The sequence below is a fragment of the Lysobacter antibioticus genome (assembly GCF_000731095.1).
GTDB classification, from domain to species: Bacteria; Pseudomonadota; Gammaproteobacteria; order Xanthomonadales; family Xanthomonadaceae; genus Lysobacter; species Lysobacter antibioticus_B.
This window is the reverse complement of sequence record NZ_JMTZ01000066.1, coordinates 1-23610: the sequence shown is the minus strand read 5'-3', so window position 1 is coordinate 23610 and position 23610 is coordinate 1. Positions and strand designations below refer to the sequence as shown.

Genomic DNA, 23610 nt, shown 5'->3' with positions numbered 1-23610 from the left:
TCCCTGTCTTATCGGAAAACGCCGCACGTCCTGTGCGGCGCCCTCCGGGTCTCCACCTGACCGGCAAAGCAGCAAAGCAGATCAAAATCTCGGCAACGGCAACGGCAACGGTGCGATCACCCTTAATGCGCCGAACAACTCTCCGCATTCGCCAAAGGCACCGGCTTCACCCGTAATGCCCAGATCACCCCCGCGATCAGCAGGGCGATGCCGATCAAGGTCAAGGGTTCCGGCATCCGGCCGCGCAGGATGAAGGCGTAACTCAGGGCGGCGATGGTCTCGAATACGATCAACTGGCCGGCCAGGGCGGTCGGCAGGCGCTGGCTGGCTTCGTTCCAGCACAAGGTGCCGACCCAGGAGGCGAACAGGCCGATCGCCACCATCAGGCCGATGAAGAAACCCGGGCGCGGGCCGAACGGCATGGCGAACTCGTGGCCGGTCGCGCTCATGAAGGTCCACAGCGTTATGTAGCCGAGCAAGGCCAGCGGCAGCACCGCCAAGCCCTGCGCGGTCGCCCAGGTGCGCGGGCTGCGGCTGGGGTGGTCGCGCAGCCAGTCGGCGTTGCGCAGCGGATACCAGGTCCAGCACGCGACCGCGCCGATGGCGAGCACGGCGCCGATGGCGTAGCGGCGCACGTCGGCGTTGGCGTCCGCGCGCAAGGCCTGCAATTCGACTTGGTTGACGCAGGCGATGCCGGCCGCGATCAGCGCCAGTGAAGGCAGCAGGCGCAGCCATGGCAGGCGGCCGTCGCGGCGGGCGTTGCGCAGGTTCGCGCAGACCGCGATCACCACCGGCAAGGTGCCGATGATCATGGTCGGCAAGGGGCCGCCGGCGTGCTGGATGGCGCTGGCGAGGAACAGGTAATAGAGCAGGTTGCCGATCGCCGACAGCTTCAGCGCTTCGATCCAGTCGGCGCGGGTCAGCTGGCGCAAGGCGGCGCGGTCGAGCCAGGCCAGCGGCAAGGCGATGAGGCCGAAAGCGAGATAGCGCCCGACCGACTGCAGCGCCGCCGGGTATTCCGGCAGCAACAGCGGGCCGACGAAGACCAGGCCCCAGATCAGGCCGGCCGCGAGCGCATAGAGGGTTCCTAGCCACATGCGTCCAGCTTGGGCGAACCCGGCGGCGCGGTCTTGTACCAGATTGCTTTCGGCGCGGCCGCGCTCAGCGGCGGATTTGTTTCTGGTAACGCGCCGGGGTGATGCCGTAGCGGCGCGAGAACGCCCGGGTCAGATGGGCCTGGTCGGTCAGCCCGGTGTCCGCGGCGATGCTTGCGAGCGCAGCGCCGCCGGCGAGCAGGCGCTTGGCCTCGTACAGGCGCAGCGCCATCAGCATCTGCTGCGGGGTGACGTGGTACTGGGCGCGAAAACGGCGCAGGAAGTGGAAGGGGCTGAGGCCGGCGACCGCGGCCAGTTCTTCCAGGGTGACGCGTTCGGCCAGATGCGCGCGCAGGTAGTCGACGACCGGGCCGAAGCGCGAAACCGCTTCTTCGCGCAGATGCCGCGGCATGCGGGCGTGATCGCGGAACTCCATCAGCAAGGCGAACAACTGGCTGTCGAAGGCGAGCGGTTCGCGTGCGCTCCACAAGGCATCCAGGCGCGCGGTGATGCGACGGGCGCGTTCGGGGTCGTGGCGCACGGCGTCCTCGAACCACCAGCCGGCCTCGCCGGTGATGTCTTCGACCACGTCGGGGTCGACATAGACCATGCGATAACGCCAGCCGCCTTCGGTCTCGGCGCGGCCGGTGTGCAGCACGTCGGGATTCATCAGCACCAACGAATCCGGCGGCGCGAGGTGGTCGCTGCCGCGATAACGGAAACGCTCGACGCCCGATTCGATCGCGCCCAGGCCGAAGGCCTCGTGGGTGTGCGGCTCGAAGGCGTGGCGGACGATGTGCGCGCGGTACAGCTCGACGCCGGCGCGATGCGAAGGCTGCCGGAATTCGGCGGCATCGTGGGCGTGGACGAACTGGGCGGGGACGCCTTGCATGGGCCGAGTATCGCACGGCCTCCGCGCACGATCCGTGGCGCTGTTCAGGCCTCGGGCGCGGTCTCGCGCAGGGTCTGCAACGCGGCCCAGGCGCGCGGCGTCAACACTTCGAACAAGCCGTCGCGCGCGGTGCGGCGGCCGAGCACCAGCAGGGCGTGATCGCGGCTGAGCAGCCAGCGCGCGTCGGCGGCCAGGGCGAGTTCGAGGAACTTCTGGTCGTCGGGATCGGCGCAGCGGGGCAGGGGGCGCGCCGGAACGCCGTCATGTTGGTGCAGACGCAGCAGCTCGTCGTAGTCGCGCAGGCAATCGGCGCGTGCAGTGTCGTCCAGGGCGAGCTTGGGATAGGTCAGCACGCGCTGCCATTCTTCGCGGCAGGCCGTATCGGTGACGGCCTCGATGCGGCCCTCGCGCAGCGCCGCGAGCAACGAGGCGGTCAGCGGGTCCTTGAAGGCGAACATGTCCAGGCAGACGTTGCTGTCGAGGACGATGCGCGGGACGCTGGTGTTCATGCCGCCCTGCGAAGCGCGATTCAAAGATCGTCCTCGCCCGGGAACGACACCCGCAGCTCGCCGACCGACAGCAGTTCGCCCTGTTGCGGATAGCGTTTGTCGTCGCTGGAGAATTCGTTGTCGCCGGACGGGTAGGCATCCTCCGCGGTGGACGCTTGCGCATTGCGGTCCAGGCGCGCATGCCGGATCACCGGGTCGCCGTCCTTGGCGGCGAGACGGCCGCCGTTCCAGTCGGTGATCGCGCCGCCGTAGTCCCAGTCCAGGCCGCTGAACCGGATCGGCTTGCCGTTGAGGCGGACCAGCTCGGCCAGACGCATGCCCATGCGCACGCCGTTGTCGAGACACCAACGCGAGTCGGGCTCGCGCACGACCACGTTGGACAGGCCGCGCAGTTGTTGTGAGTCCTGGAAATACAGATAGGCGCGCAGCGCCGAATCCTTGGGGTAGAGGATCACCCCGCGGAACTCCTCGCCTTCCGCGCCCGGCAGATGATCGGAGATCTCCACCTGGTCCGCGCCGAACAAGGCGCGCAACTGGACCGGCCCGGTGTCGGGGGCGAGAGCGCCGGGCAGGACGTAGTCGAGCTCGGCCGGCGGCGCTGTGTCCTGGCCTTTTTCGGCCGCGGGCGCGTTCGTCTGCGGCGTCGCTGCGGGCTGCGACACGTGCGCGACCGGCTCGGCGGCAGGCGCGGGCGGCGTGCGTTCGCAAGCGCCGAGCAAGGCGACGCTGGCGATCGCGACGAAGGTCCGGCTCGCCACCGCGCGCGGGTTCATTGCTTGACCTCGCGGATGTCGGCGCTGCCGATCCGCCAGGCGCGTTGTTCGTCGTTGGCGCCGTCGACGACGCTGCGGCGCAGGGTGTAGGCGCCGACGTATTTGCGCTGGCTGCCGTCGCGTTGAGTGGCGGTGATCGCGATCGGCACTTCGACATAGCGCTGGCCGGCGCCGGCATCGACCCGGCCCGGTGCCAGCACTTCCACCGACACGCCGGCGGTCTCGGCGAAACCGTTGGCGAACTGCTGGGCGTTCTGTCCGCTGGCATTGCCGCCGTCCGACCACAGTGCGTGAGCGCGGGCGAAATTGCCGCCATTGATCGCGGCGTAGTAATCGCGCACTACGGCGACGGCGTCTTCCGGGGTGGGTTCGACAGCGAGCGGCGGGGCGCCGGTCTCGGTGCCGGGCTCGGGCGGCGGCAAGGTGCCGTCGATGCCGGTCGCGGGCGTGCCGGCGTCGCTGCCGGGAATCGGGTTGCCGTTCTCGTCGAACAAGGGGCTGGCCGTGCTGCCTTCGACCGGCGCGCCGACCTGGCCGGGCCCGGGCGCCGAGGGCATGCCGGTGACGCCGGCAGCGCCTGCGCCGGCAGGCGCCGGCAGCGACTGGGGATCGGCACCGGCGGCGGTGCCGTCCGCGGGGCGGTCCTTGCCGCCGCAGGCGGCGAGCAGGGCGGAAAGCGCGAGGGCGAGGGCCGGGACGGCGAGGAAACGATTCGGGCGCATGACGGGGTCCGTAGAGACATAGACCGCGCGCCGTCGTTCGAGGGCGCGTCGATGGCCCAGTGTATAAGCCCCTCCTCGATTGCGGCGAGATGCCGGAAGTCGGGCACAGCGCAGGCTCAGCTCGCTGGACGCGCGCTGACCGGGGTGGGCGTCGAGTGCGCCAGCGTGGCGCGCTGGGCTTACTGCAGTTTCACCGACAGCGACGTGGCGGTCAGTTCCCAACTGCGGTCGACCGGGCTGCGTCGCATGCGATACCAGCCGGTGTAGCGCCGCGACTCGCCGTCGGCGACGTCGACCCGCAGCTCCACCGGGATTTCCAGCGATTCCGGCACCGCTTCCTGGTCGAGTGGTTTCGGCGTGTCGTTCTCGATCCGCATCGAGGTGAATTGCTTGATCGAACGCAGGTCGGCTTCTTCGTTGCCGCGCGGCATGCGTTGATAGGCCCAATGCTTGTCGGCCGCTTCGCGTTTGCCGCTGCTGAGTTGCTGCAGGTACAGATGCAGCTTGTTGACCGCTTCGTTCATCGCATCCAGGCGCTGCTGGCTCAGTGCGTCGGCGCGTTTGGCGGCATCGGCGCGGGCGCGCGCGGCGGCATCGTCGGCGACCGGCGCCGTCGCCGCATCGACAACGGGCGTATCGGTCTCGGCCTGGCGTTGGCAGGAGCAGCCGACGAAGGTCAGCGCTAACAAGGCGGGAATCAGCAAACGCATCGGCGACGGTCCGGTCGATAGGGAAGCGCCGCGCAGTAGGGCGGCGCAGCGATCCTAACGGCTGCCATCGACGAAGAGGGCGCTGCGCCGACCGGCGGCAGCACCGGCGGTGCGGACGCGTCGTCGCCGCGCCCGCTTGTGACCGAGTTCCGCTCTGCGCAGCGGCCGGGAGCGCTCGGGGTGCTTAGGCTTGGGCGTCGCGCAACTGCTGTTCGAGCCGGCTCTTGAGCGCGTCGTCGATCTTGAGCTGGCGCGCCAGTTCGTCGAGATAGGCGCGTTCCATATAGCTCTGTTCATCGGCGGCGAGCAGGCTGGCCAGGTACATCTCCGCGGCGATTTCCGGAGTGGTCGCGGCGCGCGCCACTTCGGCCGGGTCGAGCGGTTTTTCCAGTTCGTCGTGCAGCCAGCGGCGCAGTTCCGGGTCGCCGTCGATGCGGGTGAATTCGCCTTCGATGGCCTCGCGTTCGCGCGCATCGATATGGCCGTCGGCCTTGGATGCGGCGACCAGCGCCTGCAGGATGGCCTGGCTGTGTTGCTCGGCCTGCGGCGGCGGCAGGCGGTCGACGGTCTGCGGCTCCGCGGCGCCGGCATCCTGCTGCCGCTTGTATTCGCCATAGGCCTTGTAGGCCAGCACGCCGACCGCGGCGACGCCGCCGTACAAGGCGATCTTGCCCGCGCTCTTGCGCAGCTTGCGGTGGCCGAGCAGCAGGCCGAGTGCGCCGCCGGCGAGCGCGCCCTTGCCGAAGTCGGCATTGAGCAGGCCGCGTTTCTCTTCCGTTTGCTTATCTCGTGCGTACTTGTCCTGATAGGGCACCGGCGGTTTGCCGCCGCCGAGCAGGCCTTCGAGTCCGCCCGCCCCGCCGAGGCTGCTTTGTGCGGTCTTCAGCAATTGGTCGAGAAAACCCTGTGTCTTCATGCGCGGCGCTCCTGCAATCGAGGTCGTGAATCTCCGACCTGTGGGCGCGGGACCGCCGCTTCAAGACGAAGCACGGCCTGCGCCGGCGGCGCCGTACATCCGCGGTTGGATCCTCGCCGAAGCGCCCGGGCGTGCGGGCGCTGCGCCTCAGCTGCGCTGCTGCACCGCCAGGCGCAGGCCCAGGGCGATGAATACGCTGCCGGTCAGGCGTTCTTTCCAGCGCCCGCCGCCGGAGAAGCGCCGGCCGATGCGGCGGCCGAAATGGCCGAAGGCGACGCTCAGCAACACGCTGTGCGACAGGCCGATCAGCGACAGCAAGGCGCCGAGCACCAGGAACTGCAGCCAGACCATGCCGCGCTCGGGATGGACGAACTGCGGCAGGAAGGCGAGGAAAAACAGCGCGACCTTCGGATTGAGCACGCCGGTCATCACCGAGCGCAGATAGACGTGGCGCGCCGAGGTTGCCGCTGCCTGCGATGCGTCGTCGGTCGCGGCGGGAACGGGCGAGGGGCTGCGCCAGGCCTTGATGCCGAGCCAGATCAAGTAGGCGGCGCCGGCATATTTGATCGCCTCGAAGGCCAGCGCCGAGGTCGCGAGCAACGCCGACAGGCCGAGGCCGGCGGCGAGCGCATGGATCAGGGTGGCGGTTTCGAGCCCGAACGCCGCCTGCACGCCGCGCGAGGTTCCACCGGCGGCGCTCTGGGCGATGATCCAGGCCGTGCCCGGTCCGGGAATCAGGACCAGCACCGCAGCGGCGGCGAGGTAGGCGGCGAGCGTGGCGAAGTCGAACATGGCGACGGCCTGCGGTCGCGGCGGGAAGAACCGCAGTCTGCTCCGCGGCGGCGCACGCGCCAAGTCTGGCCGGTCGTTGCCGGGCGGGAAGCTGTGTTGCGCGGGCGGTGTGAGAGATGGCGACGCGCCCGGCCGAGGTTGGCCTGGGGTAGGAGCGGCGCAAGCCGCGATCAACCGCAGCGGCGTACGCGAGCGTGGTGGCCGAAGATCGGATGCCCCCAAAAGCGATCCGGAGGGCTGTCGGCTTCGGGAGCTACGTGGTATTCGGCTTCTTCGGTTTATCGCGGCTTGCGCCGCTCCTACTCTTAAAGCGCTTGCGGCGGGGCAGCCGGCGCCGGCGCCACGCGCAGTTTTTCTATCGCGGCGACGAAGGCATCGGTGCCGGGCCATTGGCTGATCCGGCCGAGCTTCTTGGCGCCGCGGAACACCAAGAACGCCGGAATGCCGTGCAGGCCGAAATGCGTGCCCATGCCCGGGTCTTCGTAGACGTTGTCGTGCAGCCATTCGACGTCGGGCCAGACGAAGCGTTCCGGCGTCAGCAGGATCTGGCCCTTGGCGATATCGCAGTTCGGGCAGTCCTTGCCCCACAGGAACAGGATGCGCAGGTGGCCGTCGTCGGGCAGCGCCTCGGCCAAACCCTTCTCGCGGATCGGCCGCATCGGGAACTGCCAGAAGAAGCGCGGGTGGGAACCGTCGTTCATGCCCGCATCCTACTCCTGCCGGGCCGTCCGCCAACTGCGACGCTTATCGCGGCGGCGAACGGAGTCGGCCGACCCGAAATGCCGGCTTAAGCCTCATTGCGCCACCAGCGCGATGCCGTTCTTGCGGAACGACTGCAGCACCGCGTCGTAGATGTCGGAGACGACGTTGTGCTGGCCGTTCTCGGGGTCGTTGATCCAGAAGTGGCCGTCGAGCTGGATGCCCTTGTCGTTGACGCCGGTGACGTACATATGCGGCGGCGGTTGCTGCAACACGCGGTCCTGCGCCTTCATCGCCTCCAGGAACAGCGCGCGTGCGGCATGGGTGTCGGTGTCGCCTCTCACCAGCACGCCGCAGACCAGGCGCAGATTGCGGTCGGACCAGGACTGGTTGACGATCACGTTGCTGGTCAGGCTGTCGTTGGGCACGATCGCCTCGACGCCGTCGCGGGTGCGGATCATGGTGTAGCGCACGGTCATGCGGGTGACGCGGCCGATGATGTTGTTGGTGGCGATGTTGTCGCCGACCCGCACCGACTGCTCGAACAGCACGATCAGGCCGCTGATGTAACTGGCCGCGAGCCGTTGCAGGCCGAGCCCGAGGCCGATGCCGAGCGCGCCGCTGAACGCGGCCAGGGCGGTGAGGTTGATGCCGCTGATCGAGAAGATCAGCGCCACTGCGGCGATCCACATCAGCACGCTGAAGATGCGCGACAGGGCGAGGACGAAATTCGGCTGCAGGGTGCGGTTGCGCCGCAGCAGGTTGCCGATGGCCTTGTCGCCCCACAGCGCGACGATCACGATCACCACGCCGGCGGTGAGGCCGTCGAGGATGTGGCGGGTGGTCAGGCTGAAGCCGAGGACGCTCCATTGCGTCGAGAAGAACTGGCCGATCAACGGGTTGCGCGTGCCGAAGATCTGCAGCACCACATAAATCCACAGCAGCACCGTGACCACGCGCAGCATGAAGCGCAGGGTCGCGGTCGGGCGGAACAGCAGTTCGACGATCGCGCCGAGCAGGCGAATGAGGCACAACAGCGCGATCAAGGTGCCGCCGAGATCGATCAGCGGGTTGTCGAACAGGTCGCCGAACAGGCCGAACAGCGACAGCAAGGTCAGCGACAGCACCGGCGTGGCGAGGTAGTCGAGCAGGGTCAGCCAGGCGAAGCGATGTTTGAGCCGCGGCCGGATACGGCGGACGATCAGCGCCGACGCGAGCACGCTGCCCACGACCACGAACAGGGTCGCGAGCAGGTCGGTGGGATTGGAGACGACCGTCAACGCATCGGAGACGATCTTGGTCAGCTCCGGATCGGTTTCCAGCGACGGCGGAGCGGGGGTGGTCGGGGCTGCGGTCATGGGCGGGGTGCGCGGCTCAGTCCTTGGGTTCCTTGAGCTTCGGGTCGCGGCGGCACTGCGCGAGCGGCTTGCTCTGCGCCGAGGCGATCCGCAGCACCGTCATGGTCTTGCGGTCCACCTTGACCTTCATGCAGGCGCAACCATGGCCGTAGCTGCTGCCGTTGGTGACGACCCAATCCTTGTCGGCGAACTCGGGCCAGTCGCCGTCGGCCTGGTGGCCGCCTTGCAGCGCCACCGTCCAACTGCCATCGCGATCGTCGAGCCAGGCATTGGCCGGGGTCGGGTTGATGAACCAGCCGCAGCGGTTCTGCAGGGCCGTGCGCGACGACGCCTTGGTCCCGGCGGCCGCGGCGAGCGCGGGCAGCAAGGCGAGGGCGACGAGCAGACAGGCCAACGCCGCGGCAGGGCCCGGCGTGCTGCGGCGATCGGATGGCGAGGTCGTGGGCATCGTGGCGCTCCTTGATTCCGATGGTAACGAGGCGGCGCGGCGCTTGTGAGCGCCGCCGCAGCGGTGCGGACGGGACTGCGCCCGCTGCGATTGTCCGGCCTCAGGGCGTGACGTCGGCGGGAAAGGCGCGGCTGAATTCGAGCAGGCGCGCCTGCGGATGCGCGCCCAGCCAGTCGTCGAGCACGCCGCGCAGCCAGGCTTCGTCGGTCGCGGCGATGCCGAGCTGGAAGTGGGTGTGCGGGATGGGCTCGGCGCTGTCGCCGTGGTCGTGGTCGCTCTCGGCACAGGCCTTGCACAGATACCGCACGCTGTGGGTCCAGTCCTCGACCTGGCCCTTGCTTTCGCCCTGGCCCTCGCGCACCCGCTCGACCAGCGCCGCCAAGGTTTCCGGCGCCGGGGTTTCGATCAACGCCTCGTAAGTGGCGTAAGCCGAGGCCTGCCACAGCCCGAGGGCGTTGAACACCGGGTATTCGCGCCCTTCGACCTTGCGAGTGCCCTGCACGGCGCCGTCGTGCAGGACGATGTCGCCGTAGCGATGGCCGCTGCCCGGCAACGGCACGTTGAGGATGCGCGCGCGCGCCGGGTCGATGCGTTCGGCCCAGACCGCCTCGCCGCTGTCGTCCAGATCGATCCGCAGCACCATCGCGCCCAGTCCGGCTTCGATCGGGCCCTCGCCCTCGGGCAGGCCCACGCCGTACTTGCGCCAGGCCTCGCGGGCGCTGCTCCAATCGCTCAAGGCGGTCGCGGCGATGCCCAGGTTCCAGCAAGCGCCGGCATGGTCGCCCTGGCGTTCCAGCGCGGCGCGATTGGCCTGCAGGGATTCGGCCCACTCGCCGCGGTACTTGTGCACCAGGCCGAGGTTGAACCACGGTGCGGCCCAGGTCGGATCGGCCTGGGCCGCGCGTCGGTACCAGTGGAGCTCGCGCTCGCCGCCGCGATGGACGAGCCGTTGCGCGTTGCGGTTGAGGATCTCGGAGCGCTCGCGGTCGCTGCGGTGTTTGGGCATGTTCGCGGTTCGGGACGATGGACCGCGAACGTTAGCAGCCCGGACCCCGCTCAGTCCTCTTCGTGCTTAGGTTTGTAGGCCTCCATGAGTTTTTGCTGGACGCTGCCGGGCACCGGCTCGTAATGGCTGAAGTCGAGCGAGTAGCGGCCGCGTCCGGCGGTCACCGACTTGAGCTCGGCGGCGTAGCCTTCCAGTTCCGACAAGGGCACCTGCGCGCGCACGACGATCTCGCCGCCGCGAACGCTGTCGGTGCCGTTGATGCGCGCGCGTTTGCTGGCCAGGCCGCCGCTGATGTCGCCCATGTGCTGCTCGGGTGCGTTGACCTCCAGGTCGACGATCGGTTCCAGCACCTGCGGACGGGCCTTGGTGATCGCATCGAGGAAGGCTTTCTTGCCGGCGGCGACGAAGGCCACTTCCTTGCTGTCGACGGTGTGGTACTTGCCGTCGTAGACGATCACCCGCACGTCCTGGATCGGGTAGCCGGCCAACGCGCCGTCGTGCAGCACCTGGCGCACGCCTTTCTCGACCGCCGGCAGGAACTGGCCGGGGATGGTGCCGCCCTTGACCTCGTCGACGAACTCGAAGCCGCCGCCGCGCGGCAGCGGCTCCACGCGCAGGAACACCTCGCCGAACTGGCCGGCGCCGCCGGTCTGTTTCTTGTGGCGGTGGTGGCCCTCGGCCTTGCCGCTGACGGTTTCGCGATAGGCGATGCGCGGCGGCCGCGCCGTCACCTCGACCCCGTACTTGTCCTTGAGCCGGTCGATGTTGATGCGCAGGTGCAGGTCGGACAGGCCGCGGATCACGGTCTCGTTGGTCTCGGCCTCGTGCTCGACCTGGAAGCAGGGGTCTTCCTCGGACAGCTTGTGCAGGGCGGTGGCGAGTTTCTGCTCCTGGCCCTTGCTCGCCGCCTCCACCGCGAGGCCGAACATCGGCCGCGGGAAATTCAGCGGCGCCAGGTGGATCTGGTCTTCGTCGTGGCTGTCGTGCAGGACCGCATCGAAATGCAGGTCGTCGACCTTGGCGACGCCGGCGATGTCGCCGGGGATCGCCTGGTCGACTTCGACGTGCTCCTTGCCCTTGAGCTTGAACAGGTGGCCGACCTTGAACGGTTTCTTGCCGTCGTCGACGAACAACTGGGTGTCCTTGCGCACCGTGCCCTGGTAGACGCGGAACACGCCGAGCTTACCGACGAAGGGGTCGTTGACGATCTTGAACACGTCGGCGATCACGTGCGCGTCCGGGTCGGGCGCGGCGACGATGGGCTGGGCGTCTTCGCCGACGCCTTTGACGAACGGCGGCGGATTGGCTTCGCCGGGGTGCGGGAACAGGCGTTCGGCGACGTCGAGCAGTTCCTTGATGCCGACGCCGCTGCGCGCCGAGCAGAACAGCACCGGCACCAGATGCCCTTCGCGCAGGCATTGCTCGAAGGCGTCGTGCAACTCGTCGCCCGACAGGCCGCCTTCGCCGAGGTCGAGGTAGTGCTCCATCACCGTTTCGTTGACCTCGACCACCTGGTCGATGATCTTCTGGTGCCAGTCGGCGACCGCGCCGAGGTCGCTGCCGCCGCCGTCGTTGCCGGGTGTGGCGAAACAATCGACGACCGCCTTGCCGCCGTCGGCGGGCAGGTTGAGCGGCAGGCATTCGGGGCCGAAGCTTTCGCGGATCGCTTCCAGCACGCCGGCCGGGTCGGCGCCCTCGTGGTCGATCTTGTTGACCACCAGCACGCGGCAGAGCCGGCGCGCTTTGGCGTGCTCCATCATCCGGCGGGTGCCGTATTCGACGCCGCTGTCGGCATCGACCACCACCACGACGGTCTCGACCGCGGCCAGCGCCGACAGAGTCGGGCCGCGGAAATCCGGATAGCCGGGGGTGTCGATCAGGTTGACGTGGATGCCGGCGTGATCGGTGCTGGCGATGGCGGCGTCGAGCGAGTGGCCGCGTTGTTTCTCGATGGGGTCGAAATCCGAAACCGTGGTGCCGCGTTCGATGCTGCCTGCCGTCTGGACTGCGCCGCCGGCCTGCAGCAGGGCTTCGAAGAGCGTGGTTTTGCCGGCGCCGGGGTGGCCTGCCAAGGCCACGTTGCGAATGGATGTTGTGCTGTAGGACATGAGCGGACTTCTCCCTGAGGCTAGGGTGGGAAGGCCGTCATGGCTGTCCGCGCTGCGCGCCCGAGCGTGGCGCTCGGCGGGCGGTCATGGCGGGTTACTGCCGGCGGGGGCCGGAACCACAGACTCCCGCAGGCGCGAGGGTGGGTCAAGCCCGACGCGGCGAAGCGTGCGTGGCTTGGCGTTTGCGCGTGCTGCGGCGCCGCATGCGAGGAGCGGCAAGCCAGGAGCGAGTAACGAGCAGCGAGTAACGAGTGGAGCGAAGCCTCCGCCTCGTTACTCACTACTCGTTCGTCTTCACTGTTTCCTAGCTCCCCCCGGTTACCCTGGCCGCCCCTCATCGTTGGAGAACGGCACCATGGGTATCTCGCGCCACGCCACCGCTCACTGGGAAGGCGATCTGAAAAGCGGCCAGGGCCGCCTGAGCACGCCGCAGAGCGGATTGCTCGACGGCACCCGCTACGCTTTCAACAGCCGCTTCGGCGACGAGAAGGGCACCAACCCCGAAGAGCTGATCGCCGCCGCCCACGCCGGCTGCTTCACCATGGCGCTGTCGGCCAAGTTGACCGAAGCCGGGCATCCGCCGGCCAGGCTCGACACCCGCGCCGAAGTCGACCTGTCGATGGAAGGCGGGCCGACCCTGTCGCAGATCCGCCTCAAGCTCACTGCCGAAGTGCCCGGCATCGACGCCGCCAAGTTCCAGGCCATCGCCGAGGACGCCAAGGCCAACTGCCCGGTATCGAAGGCCCTGAGCGCGGTGCCGATGAGCCTGGAAGCCAAGTTGGTCTGAGCCAAGCTGGTCTGGGCCGGGCGGCCGTTCCCGCATCGAGCGGGAGCGGCGCTGGGCCTGCCTCGCCCGCCGGCGCCGAGTCCGGCGTCGCGCCGTTTCGGCGAGGCCGCCAGTAACCTGTCTTTGCACCGACCCTTCTCCCGCGCCGCGGACGAGGGGTAGTCGGTCTTGATCGAACCCGATGCCCGATCCCATGACGCCGCGCGCCTGTATCCGCCATGCCTTGCTGATCCATGGCGCCGGGGCCGGCGGCTGGGAGTGGAACCTGTGGCAGGACGTGCTGCGCTCGCGTGGCCTGGGCACGGTCGCGCCGGATCTGCGGCCGGCGCCCGAGGGCCTGGCCGCGACCACGCTCGACCACTACCGGCGCCAGGTCCGTGCCGAACTGGAGGCCTTGCCGCGGCCGCGCGCGGTGATCGGCGCCAGCCTCGGCGGCCTGCTGGCCTGGTTGTGCGCGGACTTGGCCGACGCGGTGGTGCTGATCAACCCCGTGCCTCCGGCGCCGTGGGCGGCGCGATTGCCGGCGCGCGACTGGCCCGAAGTGGTGCCTTGGCGGCGCGATGCGCGTCTGGCCTCGACCCGGCGCGCCATGGACGATGCCGACGAAGCCGCCGTGCTGTACGCGTTCCGGCGCTGGCGCGACGAGTCCGGCGCGGTGCTGCGCGAGGCGCATGCCGGTGTCGAAGTGCGAGCCGTTGAGATGCCGGCTGTAGAGATGCCGGCCGTCGAGATGCCCGCCGTGGAGGTGCCGGTGCTGTGCATCGCCTCGCAGCGCGACGACGACGTCGCGCCGGAATTGTCGGCGCAGTTCGCAGCGGCGATCGGCGCGACTTTGTTACCGTGGCCGTCGCCGAGCCACGTCGGCCCTTTGTTGGGGCGCGACGCCGCCCGGCTGGCCGCGCAGGCGGCCGACTGGCTGTCGGCGAGGTAAACGACACAGGCCGTACCGCCACGCCCCCGGCTGCATTCAGCCCGGGTTGACCGCTGCGGCCCGACGATCCATCCCGCGCCATGTCGGCGCCTGGAGCTCATGATGAACCGCTTGCTAGTCACCGCCCTGGGCCTGGGTCTGGCCGCCACCACCGGCGTCGCGTCGGCCCAGTCGTATGGCCAGCCGTACGGCTCGTCCTATGGCTCATCGCAGCAGGTCGGCGACTACAACAGCAGTCAGGTCGACTACGCGCGGGTGATCCGCGTCGATCCGGTGTTCGACCACTACAGCTCGCAGCCGGTCAACCAGGGCCAGCGCTGCTACGAGCGCCCGACCTACGTCCAGGGCGACTCGTACTACGGCAACGAGTACGAGCCGCGCCGCGACGATAGTTACTACGACCAGTACGGTAACCAGCGCCGCGCGGTCGGCACCGAAGGCGGCCGTACCGCCGCGACCGTGGTCGGCGGCATCGTCGGCGCGGTGCTCGGCAGCAAGGTCGGCGGCGGCAGTGCGCGCTACGCGACCTCGGCGCTGGGTTCGATGGTCGGCGGCATGGCCGGCCGCAGCATCTACGAGCAGAGCAAGCGCAGCCAGGAGCCGCGCACGGGCACGGTGCGGGTTTGCGACCCGGTGCCGGCCGGCGGCGGCAACTACTACTCGGGCGGCGAGCGTTCGGTCAGCGCCTACGACGTGACCTACGAATACGCCGGCAAGACCTATCGCACCCGCACCAACCACAACCCCGGCGACCGCATCCGCGTGCGCGTGGACGTGCGTCCCGACTGAGTCGGCTTCGGCGCGGCGGAAGGAACGGTGTGCCGCGACCGCGACTGGAACGCCGGGACCGAAAGGTTCCGGCGTTTTCGTTTGTGCGGCGCCGATTGCGTACGCCTGCGATCCGCAAGCCCGCGGCGGAACTCGCGACGCGGTATCGCGACCGCAGTGCATCGAATGTGCGACAGTCGGCAGCAACCGCCATTGCTCATCGTCGGATGAGCCGCGGTCGGTCGATGCCGCACCGACGACGGCCGCAACGACAGACGCGCGCGAAAACTCAAGGAGATCGCCATGCAGGACAGCGTGTTGCTCAAGATCGGTCTGCCGATCGCGATCGCCATCATCATGTGCGGCATCGGCCTGACCCTGCGCGGCGAAGATTTCCAGCGCATCGGGCGCAATCCGCGCCCGGTCGCGGTCGGCCTGGTCGGCCATTACCTGTTGCTGCCTTTGTTGGGCTTCGCCGTCGCCTGGCTGTTCCCGCATTCGCTCGAATTCGCGGTCGGCTTCGTGCTCGTCGCCGCCTGCCCGAGCGGCAGCAGCTCCAACGCGTTGACCTATCTGGCCCGCGGCAATGTCGCGCTGGCGGTCACGCTGACCGTGATCAGCGCGCTGGTGACCTTCCTCAGCGTGCCGCTGTTGGTGAACCTGGCTCTGCAGTGGTTCGGCGGCGAGACCCGCGAGATCCGCCTGCCGGTCGGCCAGACCGTGATGCACCTGGCGGCCTTGGTGTTGGTGCCAGTGTTGCTCGGCATGGCCTTGCGCCGCTACGCGAGCGGTTTCGCCCTGCGCGTCGAACCCTGGGTCAGCCGCTTCGCCTTGCTGCTGTTGCTGCTGTTGATCGTCGCCATCAGCGTGACCCAGAGCGAACTGTTGCTGCGCACCTTGCCGGAACTCGGCCCGGCCGCGCTGGCGATGTGTTCGGCGGCGATCGGCGGCGGTTTCCTGTTGGCGCGGCTGACCGGCCTGGCCTTGCGCGATGCGATCACGGTCGGCATGGAAGTCGGGGTGCAGAACAGCACCCTGGCGATCGTGATCGCGCTGACCCTGCTGCAATCGCCGCAGATCGCCGTACCGGCGGCGATCTACGGCTTGCTGATGTACCTGCCGGCTTTCATCGCGGTCGCGCTGGGCCGCCGTGCGGTGGCGCGCCGCGAAAAAGCCGGGGCCGCCGGCGCGGCTTGAGCGTGGCTGCCGGGCTGGCGGCCACGGCCGAAGCCCGGCACGCGTGCCGCGCTCAGCGCCAGTCGATCTGGCCGCGTACCACGTTGCTGACCCGGCCGCCCGACCAGACTTCGCCGTCGCCGTCGACACGCAATTGCAGGCGCGCATCGAAGCCGACTTCGCGGCCCTGGCTGACGGTGTAACGGCCGTCGCGGCCGGGCAGGGCGCCGTTGTGATTGAGCCAGGCGGCGAGGGTGGCGTTGGCCGCGCCCGAGGCGGCGTCCTCGAACTGCGCCGGCGCACCGACGAAGGCGCGCACGACCAGGTCGTAGTCCCGGCCGGCGTCGGCGCGCGCGAACGCGCACAGGCCCATGCTTTCGGTGCTTTCGGCCAGGCGGCCGATCGCGGCCCAGTCCGGGGTCGCCGCGCGCAGGGCGCTCTCGTCGCGCAGTTCGGCCAGCCACCAGCGCCGGCCGCCGTCCACCAAGGCCGGCGGCAGCGCGCCGAGCGGCAGCTCGCGCAGGGTCTCGGCCAGGCGCGGGTCGCCGGCCGCAGCGGTTTCCAGCACCCGCGCGCGCGGCGTGCGCACGGCGATGGTGCGGGCGTCGCCTTCGCCGTCGACCGACAGCGGCAACAGGCCGACCACGCCTTCCTGGACCAGATGGCCGTCGACCGGCTCGGCCAGGCCGGCCTCGAGCACGACGCAGGCGGTGCCGACGCTCGGGTGGCCGGCGAACGGCACCTCGCGGCGCGGGCTGAACATGCGGATGCGGTAGCTGGCGCCGGGCTGGGTCGGCGGGAACACGAAGGTGGTTTCGGGCAGGCGCGTCCAGCGGGCGATGGCCTGCATGGCGGCGTCGTCCAAGCCCTCGGCGTCGAGGACCACGGCCAGCGGATTGCCGGCGCCGGGGCGGTCGGCGAACACGTCCAATTGCAGATAGCGGCGTTGCGTCATTTCGGTTGGGGTTCCGAAGAGTCCGTGCAGGTGGCGGTACACAGGCGGTGAGGGCGGCAGGGCCCGGAGTGCGGCGTCGGGAGCACGCTCGTGAGCCGGCAGGTTTCGACTAGAATCGTCGCTTCGTGCCCGGGCTCCCGGGCGAGCGCGTGATTCTAGGCGCGACGAGCCCGCAAGTGTGGAATCCCGCGTCGGCCGGACAGGTCGGTTGCGGATGGGTTTAGCTGCCCCGGCAATGTGCCGGGCCTTACGACAATGGAACGACAACCGAGGAATACGTGGTGGCGCAAGCGACAGGCTGGGTAGTGCTCAAGTTCGGTGGTACTTCGGTATCCCGCCGCAACCGTTGGGACACGATCGGGCGCTTGGCCTCGAAACGTATGCGCGAAGAGGGCCGCCGCGTCCTCGTCGTGGTCTCGGCGCTGTCGGGCGTGACCAACGAATTGCAGGCGATCGCCTACGCGCCGGCCGGCCAGGACGAGGGCTTCGCCGCGCGGTTTGCGACCCTGGTCGAGCGGCATCGCGCGTTCTGCGGCGAGCTCGACCTCGATCCCGACGCGGTGCTCGGCGAGTGCCTGGCGAAATTGATTGCATTGGAAACCGATCCGCGCGCGGCGAGCCGTGCGCTGGATTGGCAGGCCGAGGTGTTGGGGCAGGGCGAGTTGCTGTCCTCGACCATCGGCGACGCTTATCTGCGTTCGCAGGGCCACGACTTCGGCTGGTGCGATGCGCGCGACTGGCTCGATGCGGTGTCGCTGCCGAACGCCAGCGACTGGGCGCAACGGCTGTCGGTGAATTGCCGCCACCTGGGCGATACCGGTTTCGGCGAGCGCTTCGACGCGCAGCCGACCGCGATGCTGATCACCCAGGGCTTCATCGCCCGTCACGGCGACGGCGGTACCGCCATCCTCGGCCGCGGCGGCTCGGATACTTCGGCGGCGTACTTCGGCGCCTTGTTGAAAGCGCAGCGGGTCGAGATCTGGACCGACGTGCCGGGCATGTTCAGCGCCAATCCGCGCGAAGTGCCCGATGCGCGTCTGCTCGCGCGCCTGGACTACGCCGAAGCGCAGGAAATCGCCACCACCGGCGCCAAGGTGCTGCACCCGCGTTCGATCGCGCCGTGCCGCGACGCCGGCGTGCCGATGGCGATCCTCGACACCGAACGTTTCGACCTGCCGGGCACGCGCATCGACGCCAGCGCGGTCACCGTGCCCGGGGTCAAGGCGATCAGCCGCCGCAACGGCATCGTGCTGGTGTCGATGGAAAGCATCGGCATGTGGCAACAGGTCGGCTTCCTGGCCGACGTGTTCGAGCGCTTCAAGCGTCATGGCCTGTCGATCGACTTGATCGGCTCGTCGGAAACCAACGTCACCGTCTCGCTCGACCCGAGCGAGAACCTGGTCAACAGCAACGTCCTGGAAGCGCTGTCGGCCGACCTGGCCGAGGTCTGCCGGGTCAAGGTGATCGCGCCGTGCGCGGCGATCACCCTGGTCGGGCGCGGTATGCGCTCGCTGCTGCACCGTTTGTCCGACATCTGGGCGGCGTTCGGGCGCGAACGCGTGCATTTGATCTCGCAGTCGTCGAACGACCTCAACCTGACCTTCGTCATCGACGAGGCCGATGCCGACGGTCTGCTGCCGCATCTGCACCATGAACTGATCCGCAGCGGCGCCATGCCGGTGCGCGACGACAGCGTGTTCGGGCCGAGCTGGCGCGAGATTGCGCACGGCAAGCCGCAGCGCGCGCCGGCCTGGTGGCAGGGCAAGCGCGAGCGCCTGCTGGCCATGGCCGAGGCCGGCACGCCGCGCTACGTTTACGACCTGGCGACGGTGCGCGAGCGCGCCCGCTCGCTGATCGGCACCGAAGCGGTCGACCGCTGTTTCTATGCGATGAAAGCCAACTCGCATCCGGCGATCCTCAAGGCCATCGTCGGCGAAGGCTTCGGCCTGGAATGCGTGTCGCTGGCCGAGATCGAACGCGTGTTCGCCGCGGTGCCGCACATGGCGCCCGAGCGGGTGCTGTTCACCCCGAGCTTCGCCCCGCGCCAGGAGTACGAAGCGGCGCTGCAGCGCGGGGTGATCGTCACCCTCGACAACATCGAAGCGTTGAAGCGGTGGCCTGAGGTGTTCCGCGGCCGCACCTTGTGGCTGCGCCTGGACCTCGGCCACGGCGAAGGCCACCACGAGAAGGTGCGCACCGGCGGCGTCGCCGCCAAGTTCGGCCTGCCGTTGTCGCGCTTCGACGCTTTCGTCGAAGAAGCGCGCAAGCTCGGTGTGCGCATCAGCGGCCTGCATGCGCACCTGGGCAGCGGCATCGACGACCCGCAGCACTGGCGCGGCGTCTACGCCAGCCTCGCCGGCCTGGCCGACAGCGTCGGCACCATCGAGACCATCGACATCGGCGGCGGCCTGCCGATCGCCTACACCCCGGAAGCGCCGCAGTTCGACCTGGCGCAATGGCGCGCCGGCCTGGAAGAGATCAAGGCCGCGTATCCGCGTTACGGCCTGATCATCGAGCCGGGCCGTTACCTGGTCGCCGAATGCGGCGTGCTGCTGCTCGGCGTGACCCAGGTGATCGAGAAGGACGGCGTGCTGCGCGTCGGCTGCGATGCCGGCATGAACGCGCTGATGCGTCCGGCCATGTACGAGGCCTACCACGGCATCCACAACCTCAGCCGTTTCGAAGATGCGCAGAGCGCGACCTTCGACGTGGTCGGCCCGGTCTGCGAAAGCAGCGACGTGCTCGGCCGCGCGCGCCTGCTGCCGGCGGCGACCGCCGAGGGCGACACGATCTTGGTCGCCGATGCCGGCGCCTACGGCATGGCCATGGCCAATACCTACAACCTGCGCGCGCTGCCGCTCGAGGAGGTGATCGAGTGATCGTCTCCTCCTCGCTGCGCCTTCGCGCGTCCACACTCAAACCCCTGTTCGGATATCTCCCGGCGCCGTCGCAGGCCCGGCGTGTTTTCCGGTTTATCGCTGCAACCGCGCCCGCCGGAGCCGCCGCATGATCCCGACCCAGAGTTCCTTCAAAGCCGACGTGTTCCGCTTCGTGCGTTGCCAGCTCGATGCCGCCACCGGCGTCGCCGAACTCGTCTATGCCTTCGACGACGGTCCGGAATTGATCGAGACCATCACCGTGCCGGGCGCGCCGTTCGCCCTGGCCGGTGCGCGTCAGGTCGCGGTCGAGCGCGCCTTGCGCCTGCTGCACCTGATCGCCGGCGTCAGCTATTACAAGGCGGCGGTGCCCGAGACCATCCGCATCGATTCCTATGCGATCGATGCCGGGACCGCGGCGCTGCTGGAGCTGATCTACGTCAACGGGCTGGGCGAGTTCGCTTATCGCAACGGGCTGAACCTGCACGGCAAGATCCGTTTCCCGGTCGACGCCGCGCCGGCCGACGCCAAGGCGGGTCCGCTTGGGTTGAAGCCGCACGCCCTGGTCGCGATCGGCGGCGGCAAGGATTCGCTGGTCAGCATCGAGGCGCTGCGCACGCTCGGAGTCGAGCAGACCGTGACCTGGATCGGCGGCTCGCAGCTGATCGCCGCCTGCGCCCAGCGTACCGACCTGCCGACCCTCAACCTCGGCCGCGCGCTCGCACCGCAGTTGTTCGAGCTCAACCGCCAGGGCGCCTACAACGGCCACATCCCGGTGACGGTGGTGAACTCGGCGATCATGGTGCTGGCGGCGCTGCTGCACGGCGTCGACCAGGTGGTGTTCTCCAACGAGCGCTCGGCCAGCTACGGCAGCCTGATCGAAGGCACCGGCGAGGTGAACCACCAGTGGTCGAAGGGCTGGGCCTGCGAGCAGGCGTTCGGCGACTACGTGCAGAACCAGGTCGCCGCCGATCTGCATTACTACTCGTTGCTGCGCCCGCTCAGCGAGCTCGCGGTGGCGCGCCAGTTCGCCCGCACCGATCGTTACGACACCCACTTCAGCAGCTGCAACCGCAACTTCCACATCCTCGGCGAGCGTCCGGCCAGCCGCTGGTGCGGGGTCTGCCCGAAATGCCATTTCGTGTTCCTGGCGCTGGCGCCGTTCATGCCCAAGCCGCGCCTGGTCGGCATCTTCGGCCGCAATCTGCTCGACGACGCGGCCCAGACCGACGGCTTCGACGCGCTGCTGGAATACCGCAATCACAAGCCGTTCGAGTGCGTCGGCGAAGGCCGCGAATCGCGCGCGGCGATGGCGGCGCTGGCCGAGCGTCCGGAATGGCGCGAAGACACCCTGGTCGAACGCTTCGCGCGCGAGATCCGTCCGCAACTCGGCGGCGACGATCTGCGCATCGAACCGCTGCTGGTGCTGGACGACGAACAGCGTCTGCCGCCGGCCCTGTGGGAGCGGCTGCGTGCTTATTTCGCAGCTTGACGGGCAGCGCGTCGCGCTGTGGGGCTGGGGCCGCGAAGGCCGAGCGGCCTATCAGGCGATCCGTTCGCGCCTGCCCGAGCTGGCGCTGACCCTGTTTTGTCCGGCCGATGAAGCCGCCGACGCGCGCGGCTTGAACGACGCGGGCCTGGCGGTCGAAACAGCCGCCACCGCCGAACGTTTGAGTGCGTTCGACTGGGTGATCAAGTCGCCCGGCATCAGCCCGTACCGCGCCGAAGCCTTGGCCGCGGCCGAGCAGGGCACCCGTTTCATCGGCGGCACCGCGCTGTGGTTCGGCGAGCATGCCGATGCGCGCACCGTCTGCGTGACAGGCACCAAGGGCAAGAGCACCACCACCTCGCTGCTCGCGCACCTGCTGCGCGCCGGCGGCCACCGCACCGCGCTGGCCGGCAACATCGGCCTGCCCTTGCTGGAAGTGCTGGACCCGCCGCAGCCGCCGGAATTCTGGGCGATCGAACTGTCGAGCTATCAGACCGGCGACGTCGCCGCGGGCGGCGCCCGCCCCGAGGTCGCGATCGCTCTCAATATCTACCCCGAACATCTCGACTGGCACGGTTCGCAGGCGCGCTATGTCGAAGACAAACTGCGCCTGCTGACCGCGGGCAAGCCGAAGATCGCAGTGTTGAACGCCAACGACGCAGTGCTCGCCGGTCTCGACCTGCCCGACAGCGAGGTCCGCTGGTTCGGCCGCGAAGACGGCTGGCACCTGCGCGGCGATGTCCTCTGGCGCGGCGAGCGCGAGGTGCTGGACACCTCGGCCCTGCCGCTGCCCGGCCGCCACAACCGCAGCAACCTGTGCGCGGTGCTGACCGCGATCGAAGCCCTCGGCGTCGACGCGGCGCCGCTGGCGGCGCACGCGGCGAGCTTCCGTCCGCTGCCGCACCGCCTGCAGCAGCTCGGCGAACGCGAGGGCCTGGTCTACGTCAACGACTCGATCAGCACCACGCCGCACGCCAGCCTCGCCGCGCTCGACTGCTTCGCCGGGCGCCGCATCGCGATCCTGCTCGGTGGCCACGACCGCGGCATCGACTGGCAAGTGTTCGCCGATGCGATGCGCCGGCAAGCGCCGGTCGCGATCGTGACCATGGGCGAGAACGGCCCGCGCATCCACGAACTGCTGGCTTCGATCGCAGCGCAGTCCGACTTCCGCCTGTCCGCGGCCAAGGACCTCGCTGAGGCCTTGGCCCAAGCCCGGGCCGCGCTGCGCGGGGGCGGCGGCGAGGGCGGGGTGGTGCTGCTGTCGCCGGGCGCGCCGAGCTACGGCCCCTATCGCGATTACGTCGCGCGCGGCCGTCATTTCGCCGAGCTGGCGGGCTTCGACCCGGACTCGATCAGCACCATCGCCGGGCTCGGCATAGCCTGATCCTGCGGCTTCGCGTCCGCCGCCGCGGGCGCGACCGGATTCACGCGCACGCAGCCGGCGGACGCGCTAAGGTGCGCGCATTCCCACGCCACCCGGAGTCCGATCATGCGCCGTCTTGCCGCCGCGATGTCTCTCGTACTGTGCGCTTCGCCCGCGTTCGCGGCGATGCAGACCAAACCCGTGGAGTGGAAAGTCGGCGACGACAGCTACAGCGGCGTGCTGGTCTACGACGACGTCAACAAGATCAAACGCCCGGGCCTGGTGATGGTGCCGAACTGGATGGGCGTCACCGACGACGCCATCAAACAGGCCAAGAACATCGCCGGCGACGATTACGTCGTGCTGGTCGCCGACGTTTACGGCAAGAGCGTGCGCCCCAAGGACAAGACCGAGGCCAAGGCTGCGGTCGGCAAGGCCTATGCCGACGGCGGCACCAGCTTGCGCAAGCGCGTCGGCGAAGCGGTCGCGGCGCTCAAGGCGCAGGACAAGACCGCACCGCTGGACGCCTCGAAGATCGGCGCCCTGGGTTTTTGCTTCGGCGGCTCGGCAGCGCTGGAACTGGCGCGCACGGGTGCCAACCTCGCCGGCGTGGTGAGCTTCCACGGCGGCCTCAAATCGCATTTGCCGAGCAACGGCGTCAAGGTCAACACCCCGCTGCTGGTGCTCAACGGCGCCGCCGACAAATCGGTGCCGCAAGAAGACATCGTCGCCTTCGAGAAGGAAATGAACGAAGCCGGCGCCGATTGGCAGTTCGTCAACTACAGCGGCGCAGTGCATTGCTTCTCGCAGATCGAGGATGCCGATAATCCGGTGGGCGACAACTGCCGTTACGACGAACGCGCCGCCAAGCGCTCGTTCGCGGCGATGCGGGCGTTCTTCGCCGAGCGGTTCGGCGCGAAGTGACGTCGGCGGTTTCGTGTCCCGATGGCCGCCTTTTCGGCTGTCGTAATCGGCCGCCGCTCCGCCTTTAAAGGGTAGGAGCGACGTCCTACTGGATTTCCTTCGGTCACAAGTCGCGACCGCGCTGCAACGGTCTCGTGGCGTTACTAGCCGTAGCCCCCTTGTAGGAGCGGCGTCCTACTGGATTTCCTTCGGTCACAAGTCGCGACCGCGTCCTGTCGTGGCGCCGGCGTCTCCGGCCGTAGGACAGCGAAGCAACATCAAGAGCAAAGCTTCCGCCCGCTAACGCGGCCGGGTTACTTTCTTTTGCTAAGCCC

22 protein-coding genes are annotated in these 23610 nt (G+C 69.1%); 8 read left to right on the top strand and 14 right to left on the bottom strand.

The genetic code is table 11. The features are described 5' to 3' along the window. Nucleotides 1-122 precede the first annotated feature (122 nt). The 13 genes from EX88_RS0117595 to fusA form a co-directional block, all read right to left on the bottom strand. The gene (locus tag EX88_RS0117595; RefSeq protein ID WP_031373303.1) at nt 123-1097 is read right to left on the bottom strand and encodes a DMT family transporter; all 975 of its coding nucleotides are present in this window, start codon (nt 1095-1097) and stop codon (nt 123-125) included. Between the two features lie 64 nt (nt 1098-1161). Next, nucleotides 1162-1986 (bottom strand): AraC family transcriptional regulator, encoded by an 825-nt coding sequence (locus EX88_RS0117590; RefSeq protein ID WP_031373302.1) that lies wholly within the window; start codon nt 1984-1986, stop codon nt 1162-1164. Nucleotides 1987-2030: 44 nt separating this feature from the next. Beyond that, the gene (locus EX88_RS0117585; protein WP_031373301.1) at nt 2031-2495 is read right to left on the bottom strand and encodes a putative toxin-antitoxin system toxin component, PIN family; all 465 of its coding nucleotides are present in this window, start codon (nt 2493-2495) and stop codon (nt 2031-2033) included. Nucleotides 2496-2515: 20 nt separating this feature from the next. Then, nucleotides 2516-3268 carry a hypothetical protein gene (locus EX88_RS24740; RefSeq protein WP_051885259.1) on the bottom strand — a complete coding sequence of 251 codons (753 nt, stop codon included), beginning with the start codon at nt 3266-3268 and terminating at the stop codon, nt 2516-2518. Next, on the bottom strand, nt 3265-3990 hold the full coding sequence (locus EX88_RS24735) for a hypothetical protein (protein ID WP_051885258.1): 726 nt from the start codon (nt 3988-3990) through the stop codon (nt 3265-3267). The genes EX88_RS24740 and EX88_RS24735 overlap by 4 nt, the downstream gene beginning before the upstream one ends. A gap of 179 nt (nt 3991-4169) precedes the next feature. After that, the gene (locus tag EX88_RS0117570; RefSeq protein WP_031373298.1) at nt 4170-4700 is read right to left on the bottom strand and encodes a hypothetical protein; all 531 of its coding nucleotides are present in this window, start codon (nt 4698-4700) and stop codon (nt 4170-4172) included. A gap of 184 nt (nt 4701-4884) precedes the next feature. Further along, nucleotides 4885-5616: a tellurite resistance TerB family protein gene (locus EX88_RS0117565; protein ID WP_031373297.1), complete on the bottom strand. Its 732-nt coding sequence runs from the start codon at nt 5614-5616 to the stop codon at nt 4885-4887. 147 nt (nt 5617-5763) lie between these two features. After that, entirely contained in the window at nt 5764-6408 is a 645-nt protein-coding gene (locus EX88_RS26585; RefSeq protein WP_031373296.1) for a LysE family translocator, read from the bottom strand. A 305-nt stretch (nt 6409-6713) separates the two neighbouring features. Then, complete coding sequence (locus EX88_RS0117555) at nt 6714-7109, bottom strand: thioredoxin (protein WP_031373295.1); 396 nt, start codon at nt 7107-7109, stop codon at nt 6714-6716. A gap of 93 nt (nt 7110-7202) precedes the next feature. After that, on the bottom strand, nt 7203-8465 hold the full coding sequence (locus EX88_RS24730; protein ID WP_051885257.1) for a mechanosensitive ion channel family protein: 1263 nt from the start codon (nt 8463-8465) through the stop codon (nt 7203-7205). Nucleotides 8466-8481: 16 nt separating this feature from the next. Continuing rightward, on the bottom strand, nt 8482-8913 hold the full coding sequence (locus EX88_RS23915) for a DUF4087 domain-containing protein (RefSeq protein ID WP_051885256.1): 432 nt from the start codon (nt 8911-8913) through the stop codon (nt 8482-8484). Nucleotides 8914-9013: 100 nt separating this feature from the next. Beyond that, nucleotides 9014-9919, bottom strand: a complete 906-nt coding sequence (locus EX88_RS23910; protein WP_036149314.1) for a tetratricopeptide repeat protein — start codon at nt 9917-9919, stop codon at nt 9014-9016. Between the two features lie 50 nt (nt 9920-9969). After that, nucleotides 9970-12027: an elongation factor G gene (fusA, locus tag EX88_RS0117535; protein ID WP_031373291.1), complete on the bottom strand. Its 2058-nt coding sequence runs from the start codon at nt 12025-12027 to the stop codon at nt 9970-9972. Between the two features lie 355 nt (nt 12028-12382). Between fusA and EX88_RS0117530 the strand changes: the two genes are divergently transcribed. From EX88_RS0117530 to EX88_RS0117515, 4 genes are all read left to right on the top strand, one after another. Further along, nucleotides 12383-12814 (top strand): OsmC family protein, encoded by a 432-nt coding sequence (locus tag EX88_RS0117530; protein ID WP_031373290.1) that lies wholly within the window; start codon nt 12383-12385, stop codon nt 12812-12814. Nucleotides 12815-12995: 181 nt separating this feature from the next. Then, nucleotides 12996-13745, top strand: a complete 750-nt coding sequence (locus EX88_RS24725; RefSeq protein ID WP_081931161.1) for an alpha/beta hydrolase — start codon at nt 12996-12998, stop codon at nt 13743-13745. A gap of 102 nt (nt 13746-13847) precedes the next feature. Further along, nucleotides 13848-14534: a glycine zipper 2TM domain-containing protein gene (locus EX88_RS0117520; protein WP_031373288.1), complete on the top strand. Its 687-nt coding sequence runs from the start codon at nt 13848-13850 to the stop codon at nt 14532-14534. A 282-nt stretch (nt 14535-14816) separates the two neighbouring features. Then, a complete protein-coding gene (locus EX88_RS0117515; RefSeq protein WP_031373287.1) occupies nt 14817-15710 on the top strand; it encodes a bile acid:sodium symporter family protein in 894 nt (297 codons plus the stop codon). 52 nt (nt 15711-15762) lie between these two features. On the opposite strand, the gene EX88_RS0117510 is transcribed toward EX88_RS0117515, so the two are convergent. Then, nucleotides 15763-16644, bottom strand: coding sequence for a PhzF family phenazine biosynthesis protein (locus tag EX88_RS0117510; protein WP_031373286.1), 882 nt, complete (start codon nt 16642-16644; stop codon nt 15763-15765). A 278-nt stretch (nt 16645-16922) separates the two neighbouring features. Here EX88_RS0117510 and EX88_RS0117505 point away from each other — a divergent pair, with 278 nt between their 5' ends. From EX88_RS0117505 to EX88_RS0117490, 4 genes are all read left to right on the top strand, one after another. Next, nucleotides 16923-19523: a bifunctional aspartate kinase/diaminopimelate decarboxylase gene (locus EX88_RS0117505; protein ID WP_031373285.1), complete on the top strand. Its 2601-nt coding sequence runs from the start codon at nt 16923-16925 to the stop codon at nt 19521-19523. A 127-nt stretch (nt 19524-19650) separates the two neighbouring features. Further along, a complete protein-coding gene (gene murL, locus EX88_RS0117500) occupies nt 19651-21012 on the top strand; it encodes a UDP-N-acetyl-alpha-D-muramoyl-L-alanyl-L-glutamate epimerase (RefSeq protein ID WP_031373284.1) in 1362 nt (453 codons plus the stop codon). Beyond that, on the top strand, nt 20993-22393 hold the full coding sequence (gene murD, locus EX88_RS0117495) for a UDP-N-acetylmuramoyl-L-alanine--D-glutamate ligase (protein WP_031373283.1): 1401 nt from the start codon (nt 20993-20995) through the stop codon (nt 22391-22393). Before murL ends, murD begins: the two co-directional genes overlap by 20 nt. A 105-nt stretch (nt 22394-22498) precedes the next feature. Continuing rightward, entirely contained in the window at nt 22499-23296 is a 798-nt protein-coding gene (locus EX88_RS0117490; protein ID WP_031373282.1) for a dienelactone hydrolase family protein, read from the top strand. The last annotated feature ends 314 nt before the right edge of the window (nt 23297-23610 follow it).

Coding starts and splice junctions, on each gene's coding strand:
- EX88_RS0117595 (WP_031373303.1), bottom strand. CDS start 1,097: ATGTGGCTAGGAACCCTCTATGCGCTCGCGGCCGGCCTGATCTGGGGC.
- EX88_RS0117590 (WP_031373302.1), bottom strand. CDS start 1,986: ATGCAAGGCGTCCCCGCCCAGTTCGTCCACGCCCACGATGCCGCCGAA.
- EX88_RS0117585 (WP_031373301.1), bottom strand. CDS start 2,495: ATGAACACCAGCGTCCCGCGCATCGTCCTCGACAGCAACGTCTGCCTG.
- EX88_RS24740 (WP_051885259.1), bottom strand. CDS start 3,268: ATGAACCCGCGCGCGGTGGCGAGCCGGACCTTCGTCGCGATCGCCAGC.
- EX88_RS24735 (WP_051885258.1), bottom strand. CDS start 3,990: ATGCGCCCGAATCGTTTCCTCGCCGTCCCGGCCCTCGCCCTCGCGCTT.
- EX88_RS0117570 (WP_031373298.1), bottom strand. CDS start 4,700: ATGCGTTTGCTGATTCCCGCCTTGTTAGCGCTGACCTTCGTCGGCTGC.
- EX88_RS0117565 (WP_031373297.1), bottom strand. CDS start 5,616: ATGAAGACACAGGGTTTTCTCGACCAATTGCTGAAGACCGCACAAAGC.
- EX88_RS26585 (WP_031373296.1), bottom strand. CDS start 6,408: ATGTTCGACTTCGCCACGCTCGCCGCCTACCTCGCCGCCGCTGCGGTG.
- EX88_RS0117555 (WP_031373295.1), bottom strand. CDS start 7,109: ATGAACGACGGTTCCCACCCGCGCTTCTTCTGGCAGTTCCCGATGCGG.
- EX88_RS24730 (WP_051885257.1), bottom strand. CDS start 8,465: ATGACCGCAGCCCCGACCACCCCCGCTCCGCCGTCGCTGGAAACCGAT.
- EX88_RS23915 (WP_051885256.1), bottom strand. CDS start 8,913: ATGCCCACGACCTCGCCATCCGATCGCCGCAGCACGCCGGGCCCTGCC.
- EX88_RS23910 (WP_036149314.1), bottom strand. CDS start 9,919: ATGCCCAAACACCGCAGCGACCGCGAGCGCTCCGAGATCCTCAACCGC.
- fusA (WP_031373291.1), bottom strand. CDS start 12,027: ATGTCCTACAGCACAACATCCATTCGCAACGTGGCCTTGGCAGGCCAC.
- EX88_RS0117530 (WP_031373290.1), top strand. CDS start 12,383: ATGGGTATCTCGCGCCACGCCACCGCTCACTGGGAAGGCGATCTGAAA.
- EX88_RS24725 (WP_081931161.1), top strand. CDS start 12,996: ATGCCCGATCCCATGACGCCGCGCGCCTGTATCCGCCATGCCTTGCTG.
- EX88_RS0117520 (WP_031373288.1), top strand. CDS start 13,848: ATGAACCGCTTGCTAGTCACCGCCCTGGGCCTGGGTCTGGCCGCCACC.
- EX88_RS0117515 (WP_031373287.1), top strand. CDS start 14,817: ATGCAGGACAGCGTGTTGCTCAAGATCGGTCTGCCGATCGCGATCGCC.
- EX88_RS0117510 (WP_031373286.1), bottom strand. CDS start 16,644: ATGACGCAACGCCGCTATCTGCAATTGGACGTGTTCGCCGACCGCCCC.
- murL (WP_031373284.1), top strand. CDS start 19,651: ATGATCCCGACCCAGAGTTCCTTCAAAGCCGACGTGTTCCGCTTCGTG.
- EX88_RS0117490 (WP_031373282.1), top strand. CDS start 22,499: ATGCGCCGTCTTGCCGCCGCGATGTCTCTCGTACTGTGCGCTTCGCCC.